A 20347-nucleotide genomic window follows, 5' to 3' on the forward strand; every position below is an offset into this window, starting at 1 on the left:
TCTGGGACAACGTCAGGAGCAACTAAGAAGTGGTGAATTGCTGCACTGTTAATACTGTGTGCTGCTGCGACAGCTTTTCTTAACAATTTACCTGCTTTAGGAATTTCGATTCCTAATGCCATGTCCATAGCTTCAGCTGATGCTAAAGTATGTGGAATTGGACATACTCCACAGATTCTTTGACATAAAACAGGAGCGGTTTCAGGAGCTTTGTTAAGAACCATCTTTTCTAAACCCCTTACAGGAGTTATACTAAAATACATCCCTTTTGTAACAATCCCTTCATCGTCGACTTCCATGACTAATTCGGCATGGCCTTCTTGACGAGTTGTTGGGGATATAACTACTCTATCTTTCAAATTTGTCACCTCAATTTTATAACTTAGAAACTAACATTAATACTATATGTATTAAATTACTTATAAATTAATAGGATAATTATAGATAGAAACATATATAAAATATGAAAAAGTATACTAATACTATTCTATATTATAGAATTTTATGGAGGGAAAATCTTGGAAAAAGAAAATATTATAATATCCATAATTATTGTATTATGTATTGCAGCAGCAGTTGCAGCATATGGAATAACTAACAGTGATGGCCCAATATTTTCAGATTTATCCAGTATGTCTGCTTCAGATAATAAGAATCCCGGACATGGAATTGGAAATAGTACCGCTGTGATTAACGGAAGCGGTTCCTCTGCATCAACAGGTACCAGTGACGGGGGTAGTGGAGGCTCCGGATCAGGTTCTGGTAGTGGATCAGGTTCAGGAACAGGCGACGGCAGTGGATCAAACTCCGGATCAAATGATAACGGAGGAGGCTCACAAAATTCACAATCAAGTACTGTATTATCATACTCTGAAGCACAAAGTATTGCTGATAGTGCTGTTGGTGAACCAGGATGTTATGCTGGATCTGTAAGTTATTCAGATGGATACTGGTATGCTACAATCTATGATGAAAATGGTACTGCTGTAGACAGTATCGGTATTAACGATGCAACCGGTAGTGTAAGCAGAATGTAAAAAAAGATTATTTTTTAATCTTCTTTTTATTTTTTCATTTAATAGATAAATATATATAACAAAAAAAATAAATTAATTATTGTTGTACTTAAAGGGCCCGTAGCCTAGCTGGATAGGGCGTCGGACTTCTAATCCGAAGACCCCGGGTTCAAATCCCGGCGGGTCCGCTCTCATTACAATCAGCTTTTTTTAAAGACAATTTCACGGATTTAAATATTTTTATGGGCTTGTAGCCTAGTCTGGAAGGGCGTAAGACTCCTAATCTTAAGATCGAGGGTTCAAATCCCTCCAAGTCCGTTTTTAAAAATCATCCAAAGTGATTGGTTTAGCTTCTTTTTTTGGTTCTGGAGTTTCATCAAACAGAATCTGACCATACTTTCCGCCACCACCAGGAATCACATTTATAGTGCCCTTTCTAAATGATTCTATGGCGGGAGCGATTTTAGAATCAATATTCATTATTTCACAAATAGGTGAATTAATCAAAACATCAATTTCAGTTCCGAAACTATCAACCAGCTTTTGCCATATTCCCTGAACTGTTTTTGTAGTGACCCCCTTGTCATAAACGGTTGAAATCAACTCTGCCAAAGGCATCAAATGAACATATTTCGGCCTGAAGTCAGGGTGTTTTGGTTCAGCATAATCAGCAATTTCTGAAATCCTGTAATCGACACCTTTTTTAACTCTTCCGCCACAGCCACATTTCATTTTATTTTCCTTTGCAACTAACGGATCGATTAATTTATAGCATTTGATGCATGCAGTCATGTGATACTTTCCAAGATTCGGGACCAACCCATAATTTGCTTTAATCTTGTTGTGTTTAATCGCATACTTTATTGAAGAAAATGAAATATCTTCCATCTCCAATGCATTAAATTCCCTACCTAATCTGTGAGGCCATGGGGAATGTGCATCTGAATTTGTCAAAAACGGAAAATCCTTAAGTTCACTGACTCTGTCTGCCATGAACGTATCTGCGGACAAGCCCAACTCCACAAAATCTACCTTTTTTTCATAGCAATCATAAATGCTGTCGTATGACTTGTACATGCCTGTCCATGGGGTGAATGCATGTGCCGGACCAATCAAACAGTCATATTCCCTTACCAATTCCAATAATTCCGCTCCGGAATAATTTGTTCTTGGCCTGCCGTCAACAAGCTTGTTTTTAGACACCAGCTTATCAGATAATTCGCGGGCAATTTCAATGTTTGGAATAATGATTACATGATGAATCCTATGTTTTCCTTCCACTTCAGTTGTCAAAACAAAATCCATGCCGTCAGCCCCATATATTCCGTCGCCCAAGTAGGTTGTGCTTTCTTCAATAATGTCCAACCAACCAGGATGAAACGCATCGCCTGTACCCAAAAGCTGCAAGCCTTTCAGCTTTGCTTTTGGAGCCATATTCTTAATCAGCATGTCCTTTGATGATGCGGACGAAAAACAGCTATGAATGTGAAAATCAGCATTTACCAACATATATAAAAATTACCATCTTATATTATATTAAATTATTTAATATCTTCTTTATATCATTGACAGGATATTTTTCCTTTTTTACGTATAAATCAGTATTTAAATTGTCATCATTAACAATTCCGGAATTCTCATTCAAATTTCCTAAAAATAAATTGGTTTTATCGATTAAATTAATTATTTGGCCTTGAGTTGTGGGATATGCAAGCTTTAATGTTGGAATGTTCAAATCGCAAACCATCTTAACTGCCAGGCTATGGAAATTATTGCAAGAGTTTCCACCAAATAAAATCAGATCATTCAATGCATTGTATATTTTTTGATAATTTTTAGGGCGTCTTCCAATAATTATGGCCGCATCAGCTTCATTTAAAACATTGGCCAATAAAAACAACCTTCCCTTCACACCTGAAGGAATTTCACTTGAAGAATAATTGTTCAAAAAATCAAAAGAGAAGTTTCCCTCGCAAATGTCCATATTATCATATTTGGAAAAATTAGATGGAGATAAATAAGTGTGTCCATTCTTTTCAATCAATGGAATGACAATCATTGAAGTATCTGGTATGACTAGAATATTCATGTTAAAAAAAAGTTAAAAATGATATATTGTTTAACCAATATATCTTAAATCATCTGCTGTTCCCGCATTAGCCTTATTAATTAAATCTTGTTCCATTTGTTGAGCACGAGCAATCATTTGTCTGGTTTCTTCAGCCCTTTCCTCTAATTTATCCACGTTGATTTCAAAATTGAGTAAAAATGATAACTTATCCAATATTGCTTCAGCGGATTCTGCATCAATGAAATAACCTGGAGTTTCACCCATAAGGCAGGATCCATGAATTCCTTGACGAACAGCGAGGCCCAAGAACAATCCGGAAGCTCCAACAATGCCCCCATCATTAGACCTTATCTCAATGTCAGCTTCTTTTAACAGTTCCACATCTTCTGCATGAGTAGCCGCTCCAAGAACTTTAGGATTTTCTATTGGTTGACCGGTAGCCATTCCGCCTAATGTAAAAATTCTGCTAATTCCGTATTGCTTAACGAATTCCAGGATTTCTTTACATGCTAAGTATTGGCCTTCCGGAGATAAGGATTGGGTATTACCCACTAGGATAATCAAATCCAAATTATCTTCACCAATATCCTTCAAGTAATATAATTCATTAATCATGTTTCCAATAACTCCCTCATCCTTTACAAGAACTTGAGGAGGGAAAGTTGGAGAATAGATTTCAGCAAATTTAGTTGCTTCGAATTCATCAATCATATGATCGGCAGCCAATTTACCAACATGACCAATGCCCGGTAATGCTTCAATGAAAATAGGGTTGTCTAATTCAATTTCTTCTAAAACAGTGATTTCTGTAGCATTCATTACCTATAACTCCTTCATTGATTCTTTTTTCAATATACGACGATATTTTCCATATTTATCCTCAACAGAAAATTTTGGAGGATAAATCACTTTAAGTTTACTGCCACATTTTGGGCAAGCGTCTTTTAAAGTATAAATCCCGCATTCGGGACATTTATTCATTTTCATATTCATAAGAATCTAATTATCTAACTCTCTTAAGAAAGAACCATTTCCTTCAGATTCTTCAACAACAGCAATGCATCTATCAGCCGCAGCCTTAAGAGCTTTTTCAGCCAATAAATAATCAGTGGATTTTACTGTAATCCTATATCTTGGTGCCCCAACACATTGGACCTTAATCTCTTCTTCATCATCACCATTGTCTTCAGCGGCTTTAAGAGCAGCAACAATAATTTCCACACCGTTAGGCACAAAAGTTTCAATATCAACATAACCACTAATGTGAACTTCAGGAGGAGTAATGTTCTTTTTAGCTACTTCAGTAATAGCATTAGCCCATTCTTCTGGAATTCCTTCTTCAGTAAGTGATTCTGCACCTTCATCTGAAGCGGTTTCAAAAGCACCGTAAACATCACCAAAGATGTCCATAAGTTCGTAACCTACTTCATCGTAAGCTTCATCTAAACTTTTATCTAAAGATTTAGCAGATAATTCTAAAAATTTTTCAGCTTTTTGTTCAATTTTCCAATGTTGGATTTTTTTAGTTCTTTGATCTTCACGGATTCTTTTTAAAGAAGCATCAACATGCCCTTTTTTAGGATTAACTCTGAGAACACGACAGACGATTTTTTGGTTTTCTCTTACGTGGTCCCTGATATTTTTTACCCAACCAGAAGATACTTCAGAAATATGAATAAAAGCTTCTTTGCCCTGATATTCTTCTAATTTAGCAAAAGCCCCATAATTAAGAACTTTGTAAACTGTACCTACAATAAGTTCTCCTTCATCAGGCCATTCTTGACTTTTTCTTACCATACTCTCACCAACATTAATAAAAATTATAAAAAATAGTAAAAAATTAAGTTAAAAACTAGAAATCTAGTTTAAAACTTTTTCAATGTGTGCAGTGATTTTAGCTTTAGCACCGCGAGATTTGACAAGGGTTTTACCACAAATAATACATTTTACATCGGATGCTGCACGATCAAATATTACTTGTTCATTGTCACAATCTAAACATTTAACTTTTAAAAAGTTTCCTCTACCTTTACTAACCATGTTAATCACCTATTTAGCTACAAATTCAGGTTTTCCTGTTCTGAAAGATTGTTTGATGTGAGATTTACCACATTCTTTACATTTAAGTCTTAAGTCTAATTTTTTAACAGGTTTATTTCCAGCAGGTAAAGGCCTTGGATAACCTCTGTAACCAGCAGTTACACGTCTGAATTGTCTTTGTCCCCAAGTTAACTCACTAGCTTTTCTCCTTTTAGCAGTGTGAACTTCGTGCATTGTATGTCTTTTACAATGAGGACAGTATGTTCTTTTTTCTTTTGGTATTTTCATATTTTTCACCGTAATTAATAAGTCATTATAAATCTATCAGTGAATTTATCTAAACTCAGTTTATGCTAAAAAACGTTAGAGATTAAAACTGCATTGTAACGCATCAAGTCTACAGACAGCAAAAATCCAAATTATATAAAAAAATATAATTTTTTATTATCACAAATAGATACGGTTAGTATATCTATCTATCAAGTTATTTAAAGTTAATGGCAATGACCTAAATTTTAACCTGTCTGCCCTTGCGATTTTTGAAAAATACTTTCGCATTTATTAAAGGCAAAGTCACTAAGTCTTGGGGTCTGAATGGACCGTAGATTTTTTCGTCAACGCCTATAATTTGGCCTACTTCATCAAAAACCAACATGGTGACAAGTTCTGTGTCCTTAGCAATTCTTTTGGACTCAAAATCATAAAATTCTTCGTTTTCATCAAAAGCGTTAGGATTTTCTTCAAGGCTTTTTTGTACCTTAGGAGCAGGTTTTTGAGGTTGCTTTACAGGCTCCGGTTTTTTATCGACAACAGGTTTTGGAACTGCAACATCAGGTTCTGATTTAATAGGCTCTTCAGAAATCAGAGTGTTTGACTGAGTCTCCTTCGGTTTGATAATTTGAGGCTCTTCAATCTCCTCATCATCATCAGACAACTTTTCCAGTGAAATGTTTCCCCGGTGATTCTTCAATGTGTCAATCAACGAAAAATAGAATTTCTCCTCTTCAGGTGTTAAGTTCAATGGAGTTGTATCAACCAAATCAAACTGAGGTTTGCCTGTAAATAGATGATATGACCTGTGGATGTTTACAACAGCTGCATTTGTGATTTTATGCTCTCTTCTCTCACAGATTTCTGTTGCTATCCTCTGAGCTTCATGTAAAATTTGAGGAACGTTGGAAAATGGATCGCTGATAGCTTCCTTTTTTAGCTCATCTAAATAATCATGAATATCATTATAGAATGTCTCTTCTACACGAGCTAAAGTACCATTATTACGCTCTTTTTTTTGAATTTCACGCAGTTTTCGATATAGATCCACTTAATACCATCTCTAAAAAAATAACTTTTAAAAAATAAAAAAAGTAGAACAAATGAAATTATTCATCTGTTTCTAATCTAGGAGCAAGCAAGAAACTAAGTTTACCATCGCCTGTAACCATAGTAAGGGTTAAGCTTAACGGCATGTCAGTACCTAAACTAATTTCAGCTTCCTCTGAAAATTTATCCGCCTTAAGCATTTCTCTAATTTTATCTAATGAGAATAAAGCTTTTGCATGTTCTGAAATATTTTCACCGTGAAGATACTTGATACTTGCATCACCGAATTCGCCGTCTGCAGATGCAATGAAGTAGTCTTCATCCACTTGAAGTGCAATTTTATCTGAAAATATATCAATATCGTTAATACAATCTTTTAAGATAGAGAAACGAACTTTGAAGTTAGTTGGATGCTCGATATTAGGTGGAACAGGGTTATCATATTCCATATCGATTAATCTTATTTTGAATGTTCTTGTTGCATCGCCTTCAAAAGTAATGATAAAATTACCTTCATCAACAGACATTAGAACTCTATCCTGTGATTTTGCACGTTTGAGAACTCTCATGAATTCGTCAGTATCTATGTTGATTTTTTCTGGAACATCACAAATATACTCATCAAATAAGCTTGATTTGAGCTCTAAATGTACAAAAGTTATGTGACTACGGTCTAAGGCATCTAATCTCATGCCTTCACTATCAGTTTGAATTTGTACTTCATCAACAATAGATGAAATAGCATCAAAACTTGTTTTCAATATACTAGAATCGCTTAATTCTGCTTTAAACATAAATAATCCTCTAAGTTTAATGTTTAAAATTTATAAATTATACATATATTTTTGTTGGAACTATTTATATAAATTTTTTCATTATAGTAATATTATTCATTTGAAGCCTTTTTCATGCTTGAAACATAATCCTTTAATGCTTCTGTAGCATTTTCCCCATTTTCTTCAATGATTTTGACAATTGCACTTCCAACAATGACTCCATCGGCAATATTGCCAATTTCTCTAGCTTGATCAGGAGTATTGATTCCAAAACCGACCGCTACAGGTATATCGGTAACATCACGAATGTCTGAAATTATTGCACCCAAATCAGTTTTAATTTCACTGCGCATTCCTGTAACTCCCAATGAAGAAACGACATATATGAAACCGCTTGCTTCTCCAGCAATCATTTGAATCCTTTCCTTTGAAGTCGGTGCTATCAATGAGATTACATCAACATCATTCTTTTTGGCGATTTCTGCAATTTCACCTTTCTCTTCATAAGGCAAATCCGGAGAAATGATTCCATCAATTCCCAACTCATTGCATCTTTTAAAGAATTTTTCATATCCGTAAAAGAATACCGGATTGATATAAGTTAAAAATACCAAAGGAACATCAGTTTGCAGACGTACTCTCCTTACGATATCAAAGACATCATCGGTTGTAGTGTTATGCTTCAATGCACGTACATTGGCATCCTGTATCACAACACCTTCAGCCATAGGATCAGAAAAAGGAATTCCTATTTCTATCAAGTCACAGCCGGCCTCTTCCATAGCCAATATGTATTCAACTGTCTTGTCAATTGTAGGATCTCCCGCAGTTAAAAAACCTATGAATGCTTTGCCATTTTGAAATGCATTAGCAATTTTACTCATTTAAATCAACTCCCCTATATTCTGCAATGGATCGGACATCCTTGTCTCCCCTTCCTGACAGGCAAACCATGATTATTTCATCCTTATCCATAGTCGGAGCCAATTGCATTGCATATGCAACGGCATGGGCACTTTCAATAGCTGGAATGATACCTTCCATTCTTGATAAGTATTCAAAAGCGTTGACTGCTTCCTCATCAGTGATAGGGACATATTCGGCTCTGCCCGTATCTCTCAAGTAAGCATGTTCCGGACCTACTCCGGGATAGTCCAGTCCCGCAGATACTGAATAAACAGGTGCGATTTGACCATAGTCTCCCTGGTTGAAAATGGACTTCATTCCATGAAATATTCCAATTTTTCCATTGGTCAATGCAGCAGCATTGTATGGTGTATCGATACCCTTTCCACCGGCTTCACATCCTATCAATTTCACGTCCTCATCCTCAATGAAATTATAGAATGCACCCATAGCATTGCTTCCGCCACCTACACATGCAATTACTGCATCAGGAAGCCTACCTTCTTTTTCTAAAAACTGTTCACGTGCTTCCGCACTGATTACAGCTTGGAAATCCCTAACTATCATTGGAAATGGATGAGGCCCCATTGTAGAACCGATTACATAATTTGTATCATGGACACGTGCAATCCAATCTCTGAACGCATCATTTACAGCATCTTTTAAAGTTTTAGTTCCTGATTTAACTGAATGGACCTTCGCTCCCAGCAATTCCATTCTGTAAACGTTTAATGCTTGCCTTTTTGTGTCAACTTCTCCCATGAATACTTCACATTCCATATCAAGCAATGCAGCTGCAGTTGCGGTTGCCACACCATGCTGCCCTGCACCGGTTTCAGCAATTACTCTTGTCTTTCCCATTTTTTTAGCAAGCAAAACCTGACCTAGAACATTGTTGATTTTATGAGCTCCAGTGTGGTTCAGGTCTTCACGCTTCAAATATATTTTAGCCCCTCCAAGGTCTTCAGTCATTCTTTCAGCATAATACAGTAAAGAAGGTCTACCAGCATATTCCTTTAAAAGGGTGTTGAGCTCTTCTACAAAATCAGGATCATTCATATAATGATTATATTGCTCTTCCAAGTAAAGCAATTCGTTCATTAACGTTTCAGATATGTACTGTCCCCCATATTCACCATATCTCCCTTTACTCAATTTATAACCTCCATAATTTCTCTAACTTTATTTTCATCTTTAATCCCATTAGTTTCAAGACTTGAACTTAAATCAATTGCATAAGGATTGAATTCTTCAATGGCTTTCCTAACATTGGAAATGTCAATACCTCCAGCCAAAAAGAATTCTTTTCTTAAATCTTTTCTTATCAAACGCCAATCGAAAGTCTTTCCGCTTCCTTTTCCACTGTCAAGCAACAAATAATCTGCAAACGAATTATCATATTCCAACAAATTTTTTTCGCCAGACATTTCAATTGCATTAATAATTATCAGTTCATCATTAGTATTTTCTTTTAATTTCTTAATATAGTATTCACTTTCATTGCCATGAAGCTGTGCAATGTCAATTACACCACCCTCATATAAATCAATAATCTCATCAATGTCCGCATCAACAAAAACACCAACAGAAAGTATGTCCGGACTCAAATTATTTTTCATTTCCAAAGCAAAATCATGAGACACTTTCCTTTTAGAATCAGCAAATACAAAACCTACATAATCGGGTTTATATTTATTTGCTATCTCAATATCTTCCAATCTCTTAAGTCCACAAATTTTGATTTTAACCATTCTTCAACTCCGAAATCAAAGATTTTTTATCATCACTTTTCATTAAAGTTTCACCAATTAAAACAGCATCAACATTATTTTCTTTTAATTTGGTAACATCTTCCTTTGTTTTGATGCCACTTTCTGAAATAAATATCATATTGTCACTTACACATCTACGTAAGTTAATACTATTTTCAATATCTACAGTAAAATCCTTTAGGTTTCGGTTGTTCACACCGATGATTTCTGCACCGACATTCATTGCAGTTCTTATTTCATCACCGTCATGAGTTTCAACAATTGCAGATAAACCCAATTCATGAGCCAAGTCCAAATATTTCTTTAGCTGAACATTGTCCAATATTGAAACTATTAAAAGAATACATGAAGCACCCAATAACTTTGCTTCCCAAATCATGTACTCATCAATGACAAAATCCTTCCTCAAAAGAGGGATTGAAACGTTTTGTGAAATTTCCTTTAGATAACGATTGGACCCTTTGAAAAAATAAGGTTCTGTTAAGACTGAAATGGCCGAAGCGCCGGCACTTTCATACTCCTGTGCAATTGCAACATAATCAAAATCTTCAGCAATCATGCCTTTTGAAGGAGAAGCCCTTTTGACTTCAGCGATGATTGCGATTTCAGGATCATTTAATGCTTCTTTAAAAGGAAAGTTATGGGAAATTTCCATTTTTAAAACTTCATTTTTTAAATCTTCCAAAGGTTTTTCCCTTTTGGCCTCAATCAGTCTCTCTTCGGTTTTGGCAACGATTTTTTCCAACATAATATCATCTGTTTGTAACTTCAATGAACTTTTCAAGTTGCTTTAAAGCCTTTCCGGAATCTATTATCTCTTCAGCTAACTTGACTCCTTCCCTTAAGGAGTTTACTTTGCCTGCAACATATAATCCTGCGGCAGAATTCAATAAGACAGCATCTCTTCTAGGTCCTTTCTCACCGTTTAAAATTGACAATGTGATTTTTGCATTTTCTTTTGCATCTCCCCCTACAAGGTCATCTTTAGATGAGAATTCCATATCAAAATATTCCGGTGAGATTTCATAAGACATTGTTTTTCCGTTTTTGATTTCGCAAACGGCAGTTTTGGCGCTTGTTGAAATTTCATCCATTACATCCAAACCGTAGACAACCATTGCGGATTTAACTCCCAGATTGTTTAAAACTTCTGTCAGAGGCTCAATTAAATCCTTTTCATAAACGCCCAATACCTGCATTGAAGCTCCAGCAGGATTGGTCAATGGACCTAAAATATTGAAAATTGTCCTTATTGAAAGTTCCTTACGCACACCTGCAACATATTTCATTGACAAATGATAATTCTGAGCAAACAGGAAACATAAATTGATCTCTTTCAAGCACTGCAAACTTTTTTCAGGAGTTATATGAATGTTGACTCCCAATTCCTCTAAAACATCGGCAGCACCACATTTGCTTGATGCAGACCTGTTTCCATGTTTTGCAACAGAAACGCCTGCTGCAGAAATTACAATTGAAGATGTGGTTGAAATATTGAATGTATTGGAACCATCACCACCGGTTCCAACGATTTCCAAAACCTCTTCGTCATTCAATAACCTTACACAATGGTCCCTCATAGCCTTAGCGGAAGCGGTAATTTCCTCAATGGTTTCGCCTTTCATCGACATTGCTGTTAAATAAGCACTCATTTGAACTTCACTGGCTTCACCACTCATGATTTCATCCATGGTCTGGTATGCTTCATCATAAGTTAAATCTTGATGTTTATATACTTTTAAAATTGCTTCTTTAATCATAAAATCCCTTTTTCAACTTTTTCTAAAAAATTTTCTATAATTGTTAAACCGTCAGGCGTCAATATTGATTCAGGATGGAACTGAAGTCCATAAACGTTGAAATCCTTATGTTTTACTGCCATGACTTCACCATCATCCCTTGATTTTGATATGATTTCCAAACAAGATGGAAGTGTATCTTCTGCCAAACTCAAAGAATGATATCTTCCAACACTGATTTCTGTAGGCAACCCTTTGAATATGAAATCATAGTCAAGAGAAATTTTTGAGGATTTGCCGTGCATCAGCCTTTTAGCATAAGAAATCCTGCCGCCGAATGCAGCACAAATTGATTGATGGCCCAGACAGACTCCCAAAATTGGAATCCTATCATGGAATTCCTTGACTATGTCAATGCAGATTCCTGCATTTTCAGGTTTTCCAGGTCCTGGAGATAAAATAATGGCTTCAGGATTCAAATTTTTAATCTCCTCAATGGTTATCTTATCGTTTCTATATACTGAAATGTCAGAGTTGAGCTCACCAACCAATTGAAACAAGTTATATGAAAAACTATCGTAATTGTCAATTAAAAGAATCATTCTAATCCCCCATCAGCAATTTTCAATGCATTAATGACTGCAGCGGCTTTATTCAAGCATTCATCATACTCCTTATCAGGAACACTGTCTGCAACAATTCCCGCACCGGAACGTATGAAAACCTTATTGTTTCTTGCAAATGCGATTCTGATTGAAATGCATGTGTCAACGTTTCCGCTCAAATCCACATAGCCAATAGCTCCGCCGTAAATTCCTCTTTTGTTGTTTTCAAGTTCGTTGATTATCTCACAAGCCCTTATTTTTGGAGCGCCGGACAATGTTCCTGCAGGCAAAATTGAGTCGATTGCCACAAGAGAATCCAAATCGCCTCTTAATGTTCCTGTTACAGTGGAACCGATGTGCATCACATGTGAAAATCTCTCGATTGACAGGTATTTTTCCACTTTTACAGAACCTATTTCAGAAATCCTTCCGATGTCATTTCTGCCCAAATCAACAAGCATGTTATGTTCTGCCAACTCTTTTTCATCACTGAGCAATTCCTGCTCCAACTCCAAATCCTCTTTTTCCGTTTTTCCGCGGGGTCTTGTTCCCGCAAGAGGGAAAGTATATAATTTGCGGTCATTGAGTTTAACTAGAGTTTCCGGAGATGCTCCGGCTATCTCTATGTCATTGCTTGAAAAGTAAAACATGTATGGGGACGGATTTGTTGTCCTCAAAACCCTGTATGTATCGAACAAACTTCCTGAAATTTCGGCCTCTATCCTATTTGACAAAACTACCTGGAAAATGTCGCCTTCCTTAATGTAATCTTTCGCTTTATCAACCATGTCACAATATTTTTCACGTGAAAATGCGGGAACAAAATCGGACTTCAATCTTAAAGGTTCAATTTCTGTTTTTTTACCGTTCTTAATTAAGTTGGCTATTGATTTTAAATCATCACAGGCCTTCTTGTAGTTCCTTTCCAAATCATCTGTTTTCATATTGACCATGATGATTATCTTCTGTTTAAAATTATCAAATGCTATGACCTTATCGAATAACATCAAATCAATGTCCTTGAACTTATCCTGATTTTCAGCATCCAGATTAAGTGAAGGCTCTGAATACTTTATATAGTCATAGGCGAAATAACCTACAAATCCTCCAGTGAAAGGAGGCAAATTTTCTAATTTTGGAGATTTGTTCTTTAAAACCAATTCTTTTATGATTTCGCTGGGATTTTCTGTTTTGATTTCAATCAAATCATCATTAAACTCCTTAAAATCCGCATCACCTTTAATCTGGACTAATCCGTTTTGACATGTAAATTCAAGAAGAGGATCAAAACCTAAAAAACTGTACCTTCCCCACTTTTGTGAATCCTCTATGCTTTCCAGCATGTAACAATGATTGCTGATGCCTTTCAATATTCTTAAAACTTCGATTGGAGTCGCAATATCTGAAAATAATTCATAGGATATTGGAATGCGCTTATAGTCGCAACCTCCACATAATTCTTTTACTTCTTCTAAACTTGGGGAATACATTCTATCACTCTATAATATAATAAGTACAATGTACTATTTAAAACCTTGTTGTAACTTTTTGTACATTATAAAATTTTTAAAAAAAAATTTAAATTAGTTTGTCCTGTTCACGGCTGAATTCGATGACTATCTTTTTTATTTCCCTGCTTTCCAAATAAGGAAGTTTTTCTGTAAGTTCCCTTTCCAAATCGCTGTTCAACTGCATCCTTTTTTGAACATATTCATCACCATCATATTGAGAACGGTACTCCTTATTTAAGTTTGAATATTTGGTAATCATCGGCTGAAGGATGGTTTCGATATCCTTGTCAAGCTTATCATTGATGATTTTCCTTTTGCGGATTTCGATAACAAAACCGACAACTGTGAGGAAAAATCCTAAAACTGTAACTGTTAACGCAGGGACAAAAATTTTATCATCGCCTATGAAAACTACAGTCAAAACAATTCCAATGAAAATTAGAGCAATCCCGATTTTTTTCAAATCCATGATTAAACACCTTTAAAATTAGTTTATTTTTGAATTATTTAAATTATTCCATGATGAAATTATGTATTTAACAATCAAAATAAATGAAATGACAGCCAAAACAGACATAATCGCCATGACCAGGTCATTTGAAAATAATATCTTTTGGGAATCAGCATAAAAGATCGATTCACCAATCAGGTTATTTAAAAAATGTGTGAAAATTGCAACTAGAATATTTTCCGTCTTCAAATATAAAATTGAAATGCAAACTCCGAATATGAATGCTGAAAAGATGCTTCCGAAAGCGTGAAGGGAGGCAAACAATAAAGAGGAAATCGATACTGCAAACAATGTGGGAACGACCAATTGCAATTTATTTAGAAAAACACCCCTGAAAATCAATTCTTCTACAATAGGGGATATCACTACAATTGAAAACAAAGTGCCCCCACCAACAAGGGTCAGGCTTTTGATTGATAAAATACTGCCCCCAACTCTTGCCAAGTACAACATTCCATAAGAAAAGAAGATATTCAAAAAAACAATGCCTAGAATTTCCTTAAATGAGACTTTTGAGAAAATATTTTTCACATCATGTTTAAATTCCTCAAAACAGTCTCTCAGCCTAAAAACAAAATAAAAGATTAATATTAAATAAAAATACTTTTCATTTATGTCAATGCCGAAAAACATTAACGTATATATGAAAATGCATGAAAAAATTATCAAAATCAATATTTCCTTAATGGATATGCTTTTAATTTTATCGTTGAATGCAGACATATTATCAAACAGACAATTATAATTTAAAGATACGCATTGCTAATATAAACTAGGACAAGCAGAATTACGAGTGAATTCATTCGCTAAATTAGTATTATTATAAATAACATGACTAAGGACGTGATTGTTATAATTGAATTTAGTCGTCAAAGATAAAAATATCTTCTATATACTTTTTTCCCAATGTCTTAGTGATATTATGTGCTAACAATAAGGAAGGGTTATAGCGTGCATTTTCTAAAGCGTTTACTGTTTGACGAGTCACACCAACTAAATCGGCAAGTTCTTGTTGCGTCATGCCCAATTTTTGGCGGAACTGTCTTATTTTAGTTTCCATACCATCACATATTTACAATTGTATAAATATTGATAATATTTTTTTTAATAAACTATATAAACTTGTTGTTTTTTATGAATTAATAATAACTATTTTTTAATTTTTTTTGAATTTTAACTAAATTTGTTTAAGTACTATGAAACAAAATCGCCCCAATAAATTTCACATCCCATGAATCAGCCGGCAGTTTGAACAAAATATAAAAATATCGATTGACAAAATAGTAATGTATTATAAATTGATTATAATTGAGATGATAATATGGCTATACACCCTATTGAATTTAGATACGGTACCCCCGAAATGAAGAGAATATGGGAAGAAGAAAATAAACTACAAAGAATGTTAGATGTTGAATCTGCATTGGCACAAGCAGAAGGCAAACTCGGAATAATTCCTCAGGAAGTTGCAGATGAAATAGCTGCAAAGGCTACAACAGAATTTGTCAAACTGGAAAGAGTGAAAGCTATTGAAGCAGAAACTAACCACGATATTGCAGCATTGTCAAAAGGAATTACCGAAGTATGCGAAAACGGTGCCGGCGAATATGTTCACTTTGGTGCCACATCTAATGATATCGTAGACAGTTCAAACTCATTGCTTATTAAAGATTCAATTGACGTATTGAAAGAAAAACTGGAAAGATTAACAAAAATCATGCTCAAACTTGCTGAAGAAAATAAAATGAAAGTGTGCATTGGACGTACACACGGTCAGCATGCGCTTCCAACAACCTATGGAATGAAATTCGGTATTTTGGCAGATGAACTTCACAGACAGTACGTTAGATTAGAAAATGCGGAAGCTAACGTGTGTGTTGGAATGATGGATGGAGCAGTCGGAACCACTGCTGCTTTAGGCGAACAAGGCTGGGAAATACACAAGGCAGTAGCTGAAATCTTAGGTCTTCCCGCAGCTACAATTACAAACCAAGTCGTTCAAAGAGACAACCATGTTGAATTTATTAGCGTGTTAGCTAATATAGCAAGTACCCTGGACAAAATCGGCCTGGAAATCAGAAGCCTGCAAAGAACTGAACTTATGGAAGTCGGCGAATACTTCGACCCTGAAAAACAAGTTGGAAGCAGCACCATGCCTCATAAAATGAATCCAATCACAGCAGAAAGAATCTGTGGAGTTGCTAGAATCATTAAATCATATGTAAACGCCGCTTTGGACAACAACCCTCTTTGGCATGAAAGAGACCTGACCAACTCCTCATGTGAAAGAATAATGTTTCCGGAAAGCTGCATCTTAACTGATTATATCTTAAACCTGACAATCAAGTTAATGAGCAATTTGGTATTCTATGATGAAAACATTGAAAGAAACCTAAATCTCACAAACGGATTAATCATGGCTGAAAGATTGATGGCTGAACTTACCCGTGCAGGAATGGGAAAACAGACTGCATATGGAATCGTGAGGAAAAATGCAATCAAGGCCAACAAAGAAAAATTATTGCTTGGAGAATTGATTTTAGAGGATGAAGACGCTAAAAAATTCTTGACTGAAGAAGATGTCGAAAAGATTATGGATCCTCACACATACATCGGTTCAGTTCCAAAAATTATTGACGAATTGCTTGAAAAATCCGAAGAATGGTTCTAGGTGTAACAATGAGCATTGTAAAAGAGATAAAATCGATTGATTTGAGTTCATACACTTTAATCATGACTGGAATAGCAGTGCTATTCTCAATTTTATCCGCTTTAGTCCTAACAATCGGCATAGGAATAATATCTCCAGGAAATATCGGAATAGCTGTTTTCATCATACCAACAATAATAGTTGGCACATTCATGTATACAATATACAACAGTTTTTCACAAGGATTATTCTACAATCTTTTATCCACAAAATTAAATGCAATTAAATTTACATTGGACGAAAACCAGATTGTCAAAATCTCACCTAACGAAACTGCAACCATGCTTGCAGTTATTGCTACAATACAGGTATTATTGCTCTATTTAGTTACCGTATTCATTTTACCATTAGTACTTAATGCTACAATTCAAACCTTAATGTTTGGTGGACAGGAATTATTAGCCTATGAGATTTATCAATTTTTAATACTTATAAATCAGCCAATGACAATCATATTATTCATTTTTGGTACATTTGTTATAACATTCGTTTTTACTTTGATTGGAGCATACATCTACAATATTCTTGCAAAAAAAGGGAAAGCAATTACTGTAGAATTATCTAATGAAAATGAAATGACTGCTTTGGATTCAATAGATTTGATGAGCCTTGCCATTGCTGTTGCAATAATAAACGGAATATTGACCCTGATATTTGCAATAATCATGTTAATTAGCGGAGGAAACATAGCAACACTTCTAACAAATGTAATCAGTTCCGTCATAACTGGATTCATAGAAGCGGCACTATTTGCAATATTCTATAACTTCCTAGCACCAAAAATCGGAAAATTAAAATTAGAATTAATTGATTAATGAATCAATTAATTTACTTTCTTTTTATTTCAGGAACATACCTTTTAAGCATTAATGACAGGGAAATAACTGTCACTGAACTTAAAGCCATTGCCAGACCAGCTAAAGCAGGTTCAAATGTTATTCCAAAGGCGGGATATAAAACTCCTGCAGCAATAGGAATTAAAATTGTATTGTAAGCGAAAGCCCAAAAAATGTTTTCCTTGATTCTTCTCATTACTTTTTTAGAGAATTGCACTGCTGCAACGACATTTTCCAAATCGCCTTCCATAACAACAATATCCCCACTCTCCATAGCTATATCAGTACCGTTTCCCATAGCCACACCAATGTCAGCTTGGGTAAGGGCAGGAGCATCATTGATACCGTCTCCAACGAATAAAACCTTTTTAGTATTACTGGATTGGATTTCTTTTACTATATTCAGTTTGTTTTCAGGAAGAATACCTGCTTTAACATTGTCAATTCCGACATCCTTGGCGACAGTGAGTGCTGTAGCTTCATTGTCTCCTGTCAACATGTAAGTTTCAACACCCATCTTGTGGAGTTCATCTATTGTTCTTTTGGAATTGGCTTTAACTTTATCTGAAAGACTTAAAATTCCCTTAACTGATTTATCTTGAGCTAAAAATATTATTGTTTTGCTTGAACTTTCAAGTTCTCTGTATTTGGACATCAAATCATTAGAAACATCAACACCATAAGCTTCCATTAAAGCGAGATTTCCCGCCAATACTTCACTTGAGTTAAGTTCCGCTCTTAATCCTTTACCGGTTACATTTTCAAAACCAGAAATCTGATTAAGCTCAATATCCAATTCCTTGGCCTTGTTTACAATAGCTTTAGCAATCGGATGGTTTGAATTCTGTTCTACGGATGCTGCGAGCATTATCAGATCCTCATCGGAAATTCCATAAGCAATCACATCATCTACCTCAGGCTTTCCTTCTGTTATGGTCCCTGTCTTATCGAAAGCTGCAACATCAATCTGGCCAGCATTTTCCAAGGTATCCCCATTTTTAATTAGAATACCATATTCCGCCGCCCTTCCAACACCAACTGTAACTGCTGTTGGAGTAGCAAGACCCAATGCGCAAGGACATGCTACGACCAATATTGAAATCAAACATGTTAAAGAGAATAACAGAGACTCTCCTAAAACTAAATACCATATTAAAAATACTACAATGGCTATTGTTAGAATAACCGGAATAAAGTATGAAACAATAGTATTTGCAAACTTTTGAACTGGCGGCCTTGAACTTTGAGCTTTTTCAACCAAACGGATGATATTTGACAATACTGTTTCCTTACCAATCTTTTTAGCTTTTATATACAAAACACCATCCTGGTTTATTGTACCTGCAAAGACCTCTTCACCATCTTTTTTCACTTTAGGTATCGGCTCTCCATTAATCATTGATTCATCAACATAGGACTCACCTCCGACAACATCACCATCCACAGGGATTTTTTCGCCGGGTTTGACCAGCAGCAAATCGTCAACGACTATATCAGCTATGGAAACCTCTTTTTGAGATATAATTTCGCCGGATTCATCAACTTCAACTGCAGTTGCAACAGTTGGCTGAAGTCCTATCAATTCGCGTATGGAATCTGAAGTTCTTTTTTTAGCCCTAGCCTCAAGATACCTTCCAATCATTAAAAATGACGGAAGCATCACTGCTGAGTCATAAAACATGAATGAATGGTCCAGAACTATTGCAAATGTTCCCAAAATACTTGAAATATATGCAACCAAAATACCCATTGAATACATTACATCCATATTCAGGTTTTTATGCATTAATCCATTGATTCCTGCTTTTAAAATTGGTAAAGACACATAAAGAAACGGTGCGATACTGACAATTAGTGATAACAATCCCATTGAAGATATGTTTAAACCTGTTGATTGATTGAAAGAGTGTACAATGCCCATCAACGGATCCCATCCGCTGAACATTAAAATCATTAAAATTACTGAGAAGAATAAACCGACAATGATTCTATTGCGTTTTTCCCTTAAATCCTGTTGATATATTGCTTCCTCATCGATTTCCGTTTGACCTTCTACACCTAAAAGTTCAAAACCCAGAGAAGTGATTACCTCTTCGATTTCATCCAATGTGACTTTGGAGGAATCATATCTTATTTTTGCAGATTGAGATGTTAAATCCGCCTTTACATCAAAGATTCCATCCAGCCTAATTAGAAAATTTTCAACATTCATGGTGCAGGAAGCGCAATGCATTCCTTGGATTCTTAGAGTCATTTCATCAGTGTGAAGCTCAAAACCCAAGTTTTTGACCAGCCTTTCCATTTCCTCATAAGAGATTTTTTTAGTGTCTACAGTAATATGCAATTTATTTGCTGACAGGTCCGCATCAACTTCTTCTACGCCTTCAACTTTACCGAAAGTCTTGTTTACGCTTAAAACGCAAGAGGCGCAATGCATCCCTTCAATTGGCAAATCCATATGTTTATGCTTTACCATAACTATCACAACCGTCTAATGTATAAAAAAACATTTGACTTTTAAATGATATAAAAGT

24 protein-coding genes and 2 tRNA genes are annotated in these 20347 nt (G+C 35.4%); 5 read left to right on the top strand and 21 right to left on the bottom strand.

The window, feature by feature from the left end; all coding sequences use genetic code 11:
• On the bottom strand, positions 1-359 hold a 359-nt coding region (locus tag Q0W25_RS04970; protein ID WP_298519653.1), incomplete at its 3' end, for a nickel-dependent hydrogenase large subunit.
• 159 nt (positions 360-518) lie between these two features.
• Between Q0W25_RS04970 and Q0W25_RS04975 the strand changes: the two genes are divergently transcribed.
• The 3 genes from Q0W25_RS04975 (at position 519) to Q0W25_RS04985 (ending at position 1334) form a co-directional block, all read left to right on the top strand.
• Entirely contained in the window at positions 519-1037 is a 519-nt protein-coding gene (locus tag Q0W25_RS04975; protein WP_298519656.1) for an endoglucanase, read from the top strand.
• A gap of 93 nt (positions 1038-1130) precedes the next feature.
• Positions 1131-1204: transfer RNA gene (locus tag Q0W25_RS04980), tRNA-Arg, on the top strand.
• 56 nt (positions 1205-1260) lie between these two features.
• Positions 1261-1334 (top strand) — tRNA-Arg (locus Q0W25_RS04985).
• Positions 1335-1337: 3 nt separating this feature from the next.
• Here Q0W25_RS04985 and Q0W25_RS04990 read toward each other — a convergent pair.
• From Q0W25_RS04990 to Q0W25_RS05080, 19 genes are all read right to left on the bottom strand, one after another.
• On the bottom strand, positions 1338-2525 hold the full coding sequence (locus Q0W25_RS04990; RefSeq protein ID WP_298519659.1) for a TIGR00375 family protein: 1188 nt from the start codon (positions 2523-2525) through the stop codon (positions 1338-1340).
• Positions 2526-2547: 22 nt separating this feature from the next.
• The gene (locus tag Q0W25_RS04995) at positions 2548-3105 is read right to left on the bottom strand and encodes a DUF2112 family protein (protein WP_298519662.1); all 558 of its coding nucleotides are present in this window, start codon (positions 3103-3105) and stop codon (positions 2548-2550) included.
• Between the two features lie 30 nt (positions 3106-3135).
• Positions 3136-3906, bottom strand: a complete 771-nt coding sequence (locus Q0W25_RS05000; protein ID WP_297827318.1) for a proteasome assembly chaperone family protein — start codon at positions 3904-3906, stop codon at positions 3136-3138.
• A gap of 3 nt (positions 3907-3909) precedes the next feature.
• Positions 3910-4080: an RNA-protein complex protein Nop10 gene (locus tag Q0W25_RS05005; RefSeq protein ID WP_298519665.1), complete on the bottom strand. Its 171-nt coding sequence runs from the start codon at positions 4078-4080 to the stop codon at positions 3910-3912.
• Between the two features lie 6 nt (positions 4081-4086).
• Positions 4087-4884, bottom strand: a complete 798-nt coding sequence (locus Q0W25_RS05010; protein WP_297827321.1) for a translation initiation factor IF-2 subunit alpha — start codon at positions 4882-4884, stop codon at positions 4087-4089.
• 63 nt (positions 4885-4947) lie between these two features.
• Positions 4948-5127 carry a 30S ribosomal protein S27e gene (locus Q0W25_RS05015; RefSeq protein WP_067044971.1) on the bottom strand — a complete coding sequence of 60 codons (180 nt, stop codon included), beginning with the start codon at positions 5125-5127 and terminating at the stop codon, positions 4948-4950.
• Between the two features lie 9 nt (positions 5128-5136).
• Positions 5137-5415: a 50S ribosomal protein L44e gene (locus Q0W25_RS05020; RefSeq protein WP_297827324.1), complete on the bottom strand. Its 279-nt coding sequence runs from the start codon at positions 5413-5415 to the stop codon at positions 5137-5139.
• 220 nt (positions 5416-5635) lie between these two features.
• Positions 5636-6448 carry a hypothetical protein gene (locus Q0W25_RS05025; RefSeq protein ID WP_298519666.1) on the bottom strand — a complete coding sequence of 271 codons (813 nt, stop codon included), beginning with the start codon at positions 6446-6448 and terminating at the stop codon, positions 5636-5638.
• Positions 6449-6506: 58 nt separating this feature from the next.
• A complete protein-coding gene (gene pcn / locus Q0W25_RS05030) occupies positions 6507-7241 on the bottom strand; it encodes a proliferating cell nuclear antigen (pcna) (RefSeq protein WP_297827330.1) in 735 nt (244 codons plus the stop codon).
• Positions 7242-7333: 92 nt separating this feature from the next.
• Positions 7334-8107, bottom strand: coding sequence for a tryptophan synthase subunit alpha (gene trpA / locus Q0W25_RS05035; protein ID WP_298519667.1), 774 nt, complete (start codon positions 8105-8107; stop codon positions 7334-7336).
• Positions 8100-9284 carry a tryptophan synthase subunit beta gene (gene trpB, locus Q0W25_RS05040; RefSeq protein WP_297827336.1) on the bottom strand — a complete coding sequence of 395 codons (1185 nt, stop codon included), beginning with the start codon at positions 9282-9284 and terminating at the stop codon, positions 8100-8102. The genes trpA and trpB overlap by 8 nt, the downstream gene beginning before the upstream one ends.
• The gene (locus Q0W25_RS05045) at positions 9281-9880 is read right to left on the bottom strand and encodes a phosphoribosylanthranilate isomerase (protein WP_298519670.1); all 600 of its coding nucleotides are present in this window, start codon (positions 9878-9880) and stop codon (positions 9281-9283) included. The genes trpB and Q0W25_RS05045 overlap by 4 nt, the downstream gene beginning before the upstream one ends.
• Positions 9873-10649, bottom strand: coding sequence for an indole-3-glycerol phosphate synthase TrpC (gene trpC / locus Q0W25_RS05050; RefSeq protein WP_298519672.1), 777 nt, complete (start codon positions 10647-10649; stop codon positions 9873-9875). The genes Q0W25_RS05045 and trpC overlap by 8 nt, the downstream gene beginning before the upstream one ends.
• Positions 10650-10653: 4 nt before the next feature.
• The gene (trpD, locus tag Q0W25_RS05055) at positions 10654-11661 is read right to left on the bottom strand and encodes an anthranilate phosphoribosyltransferase (RefSeq protein WP_297827344.1); all 1008 of its coding nucleotides are present in this window, start codon (positions 11659-11661) and stop codon (positions 10654-10656) included.
• Entirely contained in the window at positions 11658-12242 is a 585-nt protein-coding gene (locus tag Q0W25_RS05060; protein ID WP_298519676.1) for an aminodeoxychorismate/anthranilate synthase component II, read from the bottom strand. Before Q0W25_RS05060 ends, trpD begins: the two co-directional genes overlap by 4 nt.
• Positions 12239-13735 (bottom strand): anthranilate synthase component I, encoded by a 1497-nt coding sequence (trpE, locus tag Q0W25_RS05065; protein WP_298519679.1) that lies wholly within the window; start codon positions 13733-13735, stop codon positions 12239-12241. The genes Q0W25_RS05060 and trpE overlap by 4 nt, the downstream gene beginning before the upstream one ends.
• An 88-nt stretch (positions 13736-13823) precedes the next feature.
• Positions 13824-14225 (bottom strand): hypothetical protein, encoded by a 402-nt coding sequence (locus Q0W25_RS05070; protein WP_298519682.1) that lies wholly within the window; start codon positions 14223-14225, stop codon positions 13824-13826.
• An 18-nt stretch (positions 14226-14243) separates the two neighbouring features.
• A complete protein-coding gene (locus tag Q0W25_RS05075; RefSeq protein WP_298519684.1) occupies positions 14244-14720 on the bottom strand; it encodes a CPBP family intramembrane glutamic endopeptidase in 477 nt (158 codons plus the stop codon).
• Between the two features lie 409 nt (positions 14721-15129).
• Entirely contained in the window at positions 15130-15327 is a 198-nt protein-coding gene (locus tag Q0W25_RS05080) for a helix-turn-helix transcriptional regulator (RefSeq protein WP_297827360.1), read from the bottom strand.
• 261 nt (positions 15328-15588) lie between these two features.
• Between Q0W25_RS05080 and purB the strand changes: the two genes are divergently transcribed.
• Together purB and Q0W25_RS05090 are read left to right on the top strand one after the other, a co-directional pair.
• Positions 15589-16938: an adenylosuccinate lyase gene (purB, locus tag Q0W25_RS05085; RefSeq protein ID WP_298519689.1), complete on the top strand. Its 1350-nt coding sequence runs from the start codon at positions 15589-15591 to the stop codon at positions 16936-16938.
• 8 nt (positions 16939-16946) lie between these two features.
• Entirely contained in the window at positions 16947-17792 is an 846-nt protein-coding gene (locus Q0W25_RS05090; RefSeq protein WP_298519692.1) for a hypothetical protein, read from the top strand.
• A 13-nt stretch (positions 17793-17805) separates the two neighbouring features.
• On the opposite strand, the gene Q0W25_RS05095 is transcribed toward Q0W25_RS05090, so the two are convergent.
• Complete coding sequence (locus Q0W25_RS05095; protein WP_298519695.1) at positions 17806-20289, bottom strand: heavy metal translocating P-type ATPase; 2484 nt, start codon at positions 20287-20289, stop codon at positions 17806-17808.
• Positions 20290-20347 lie beyond the last annotated feature (58 nt).

Origin of the sequence: uncultured Methanobrevibacter sp., assembly GCF_947166415.1 — an archaeon.
GTDB lineage: Archaea > Methanobacteriota > Methanobacteria > Methanobacteriales > Methanobacteriaceae > Methanocatella.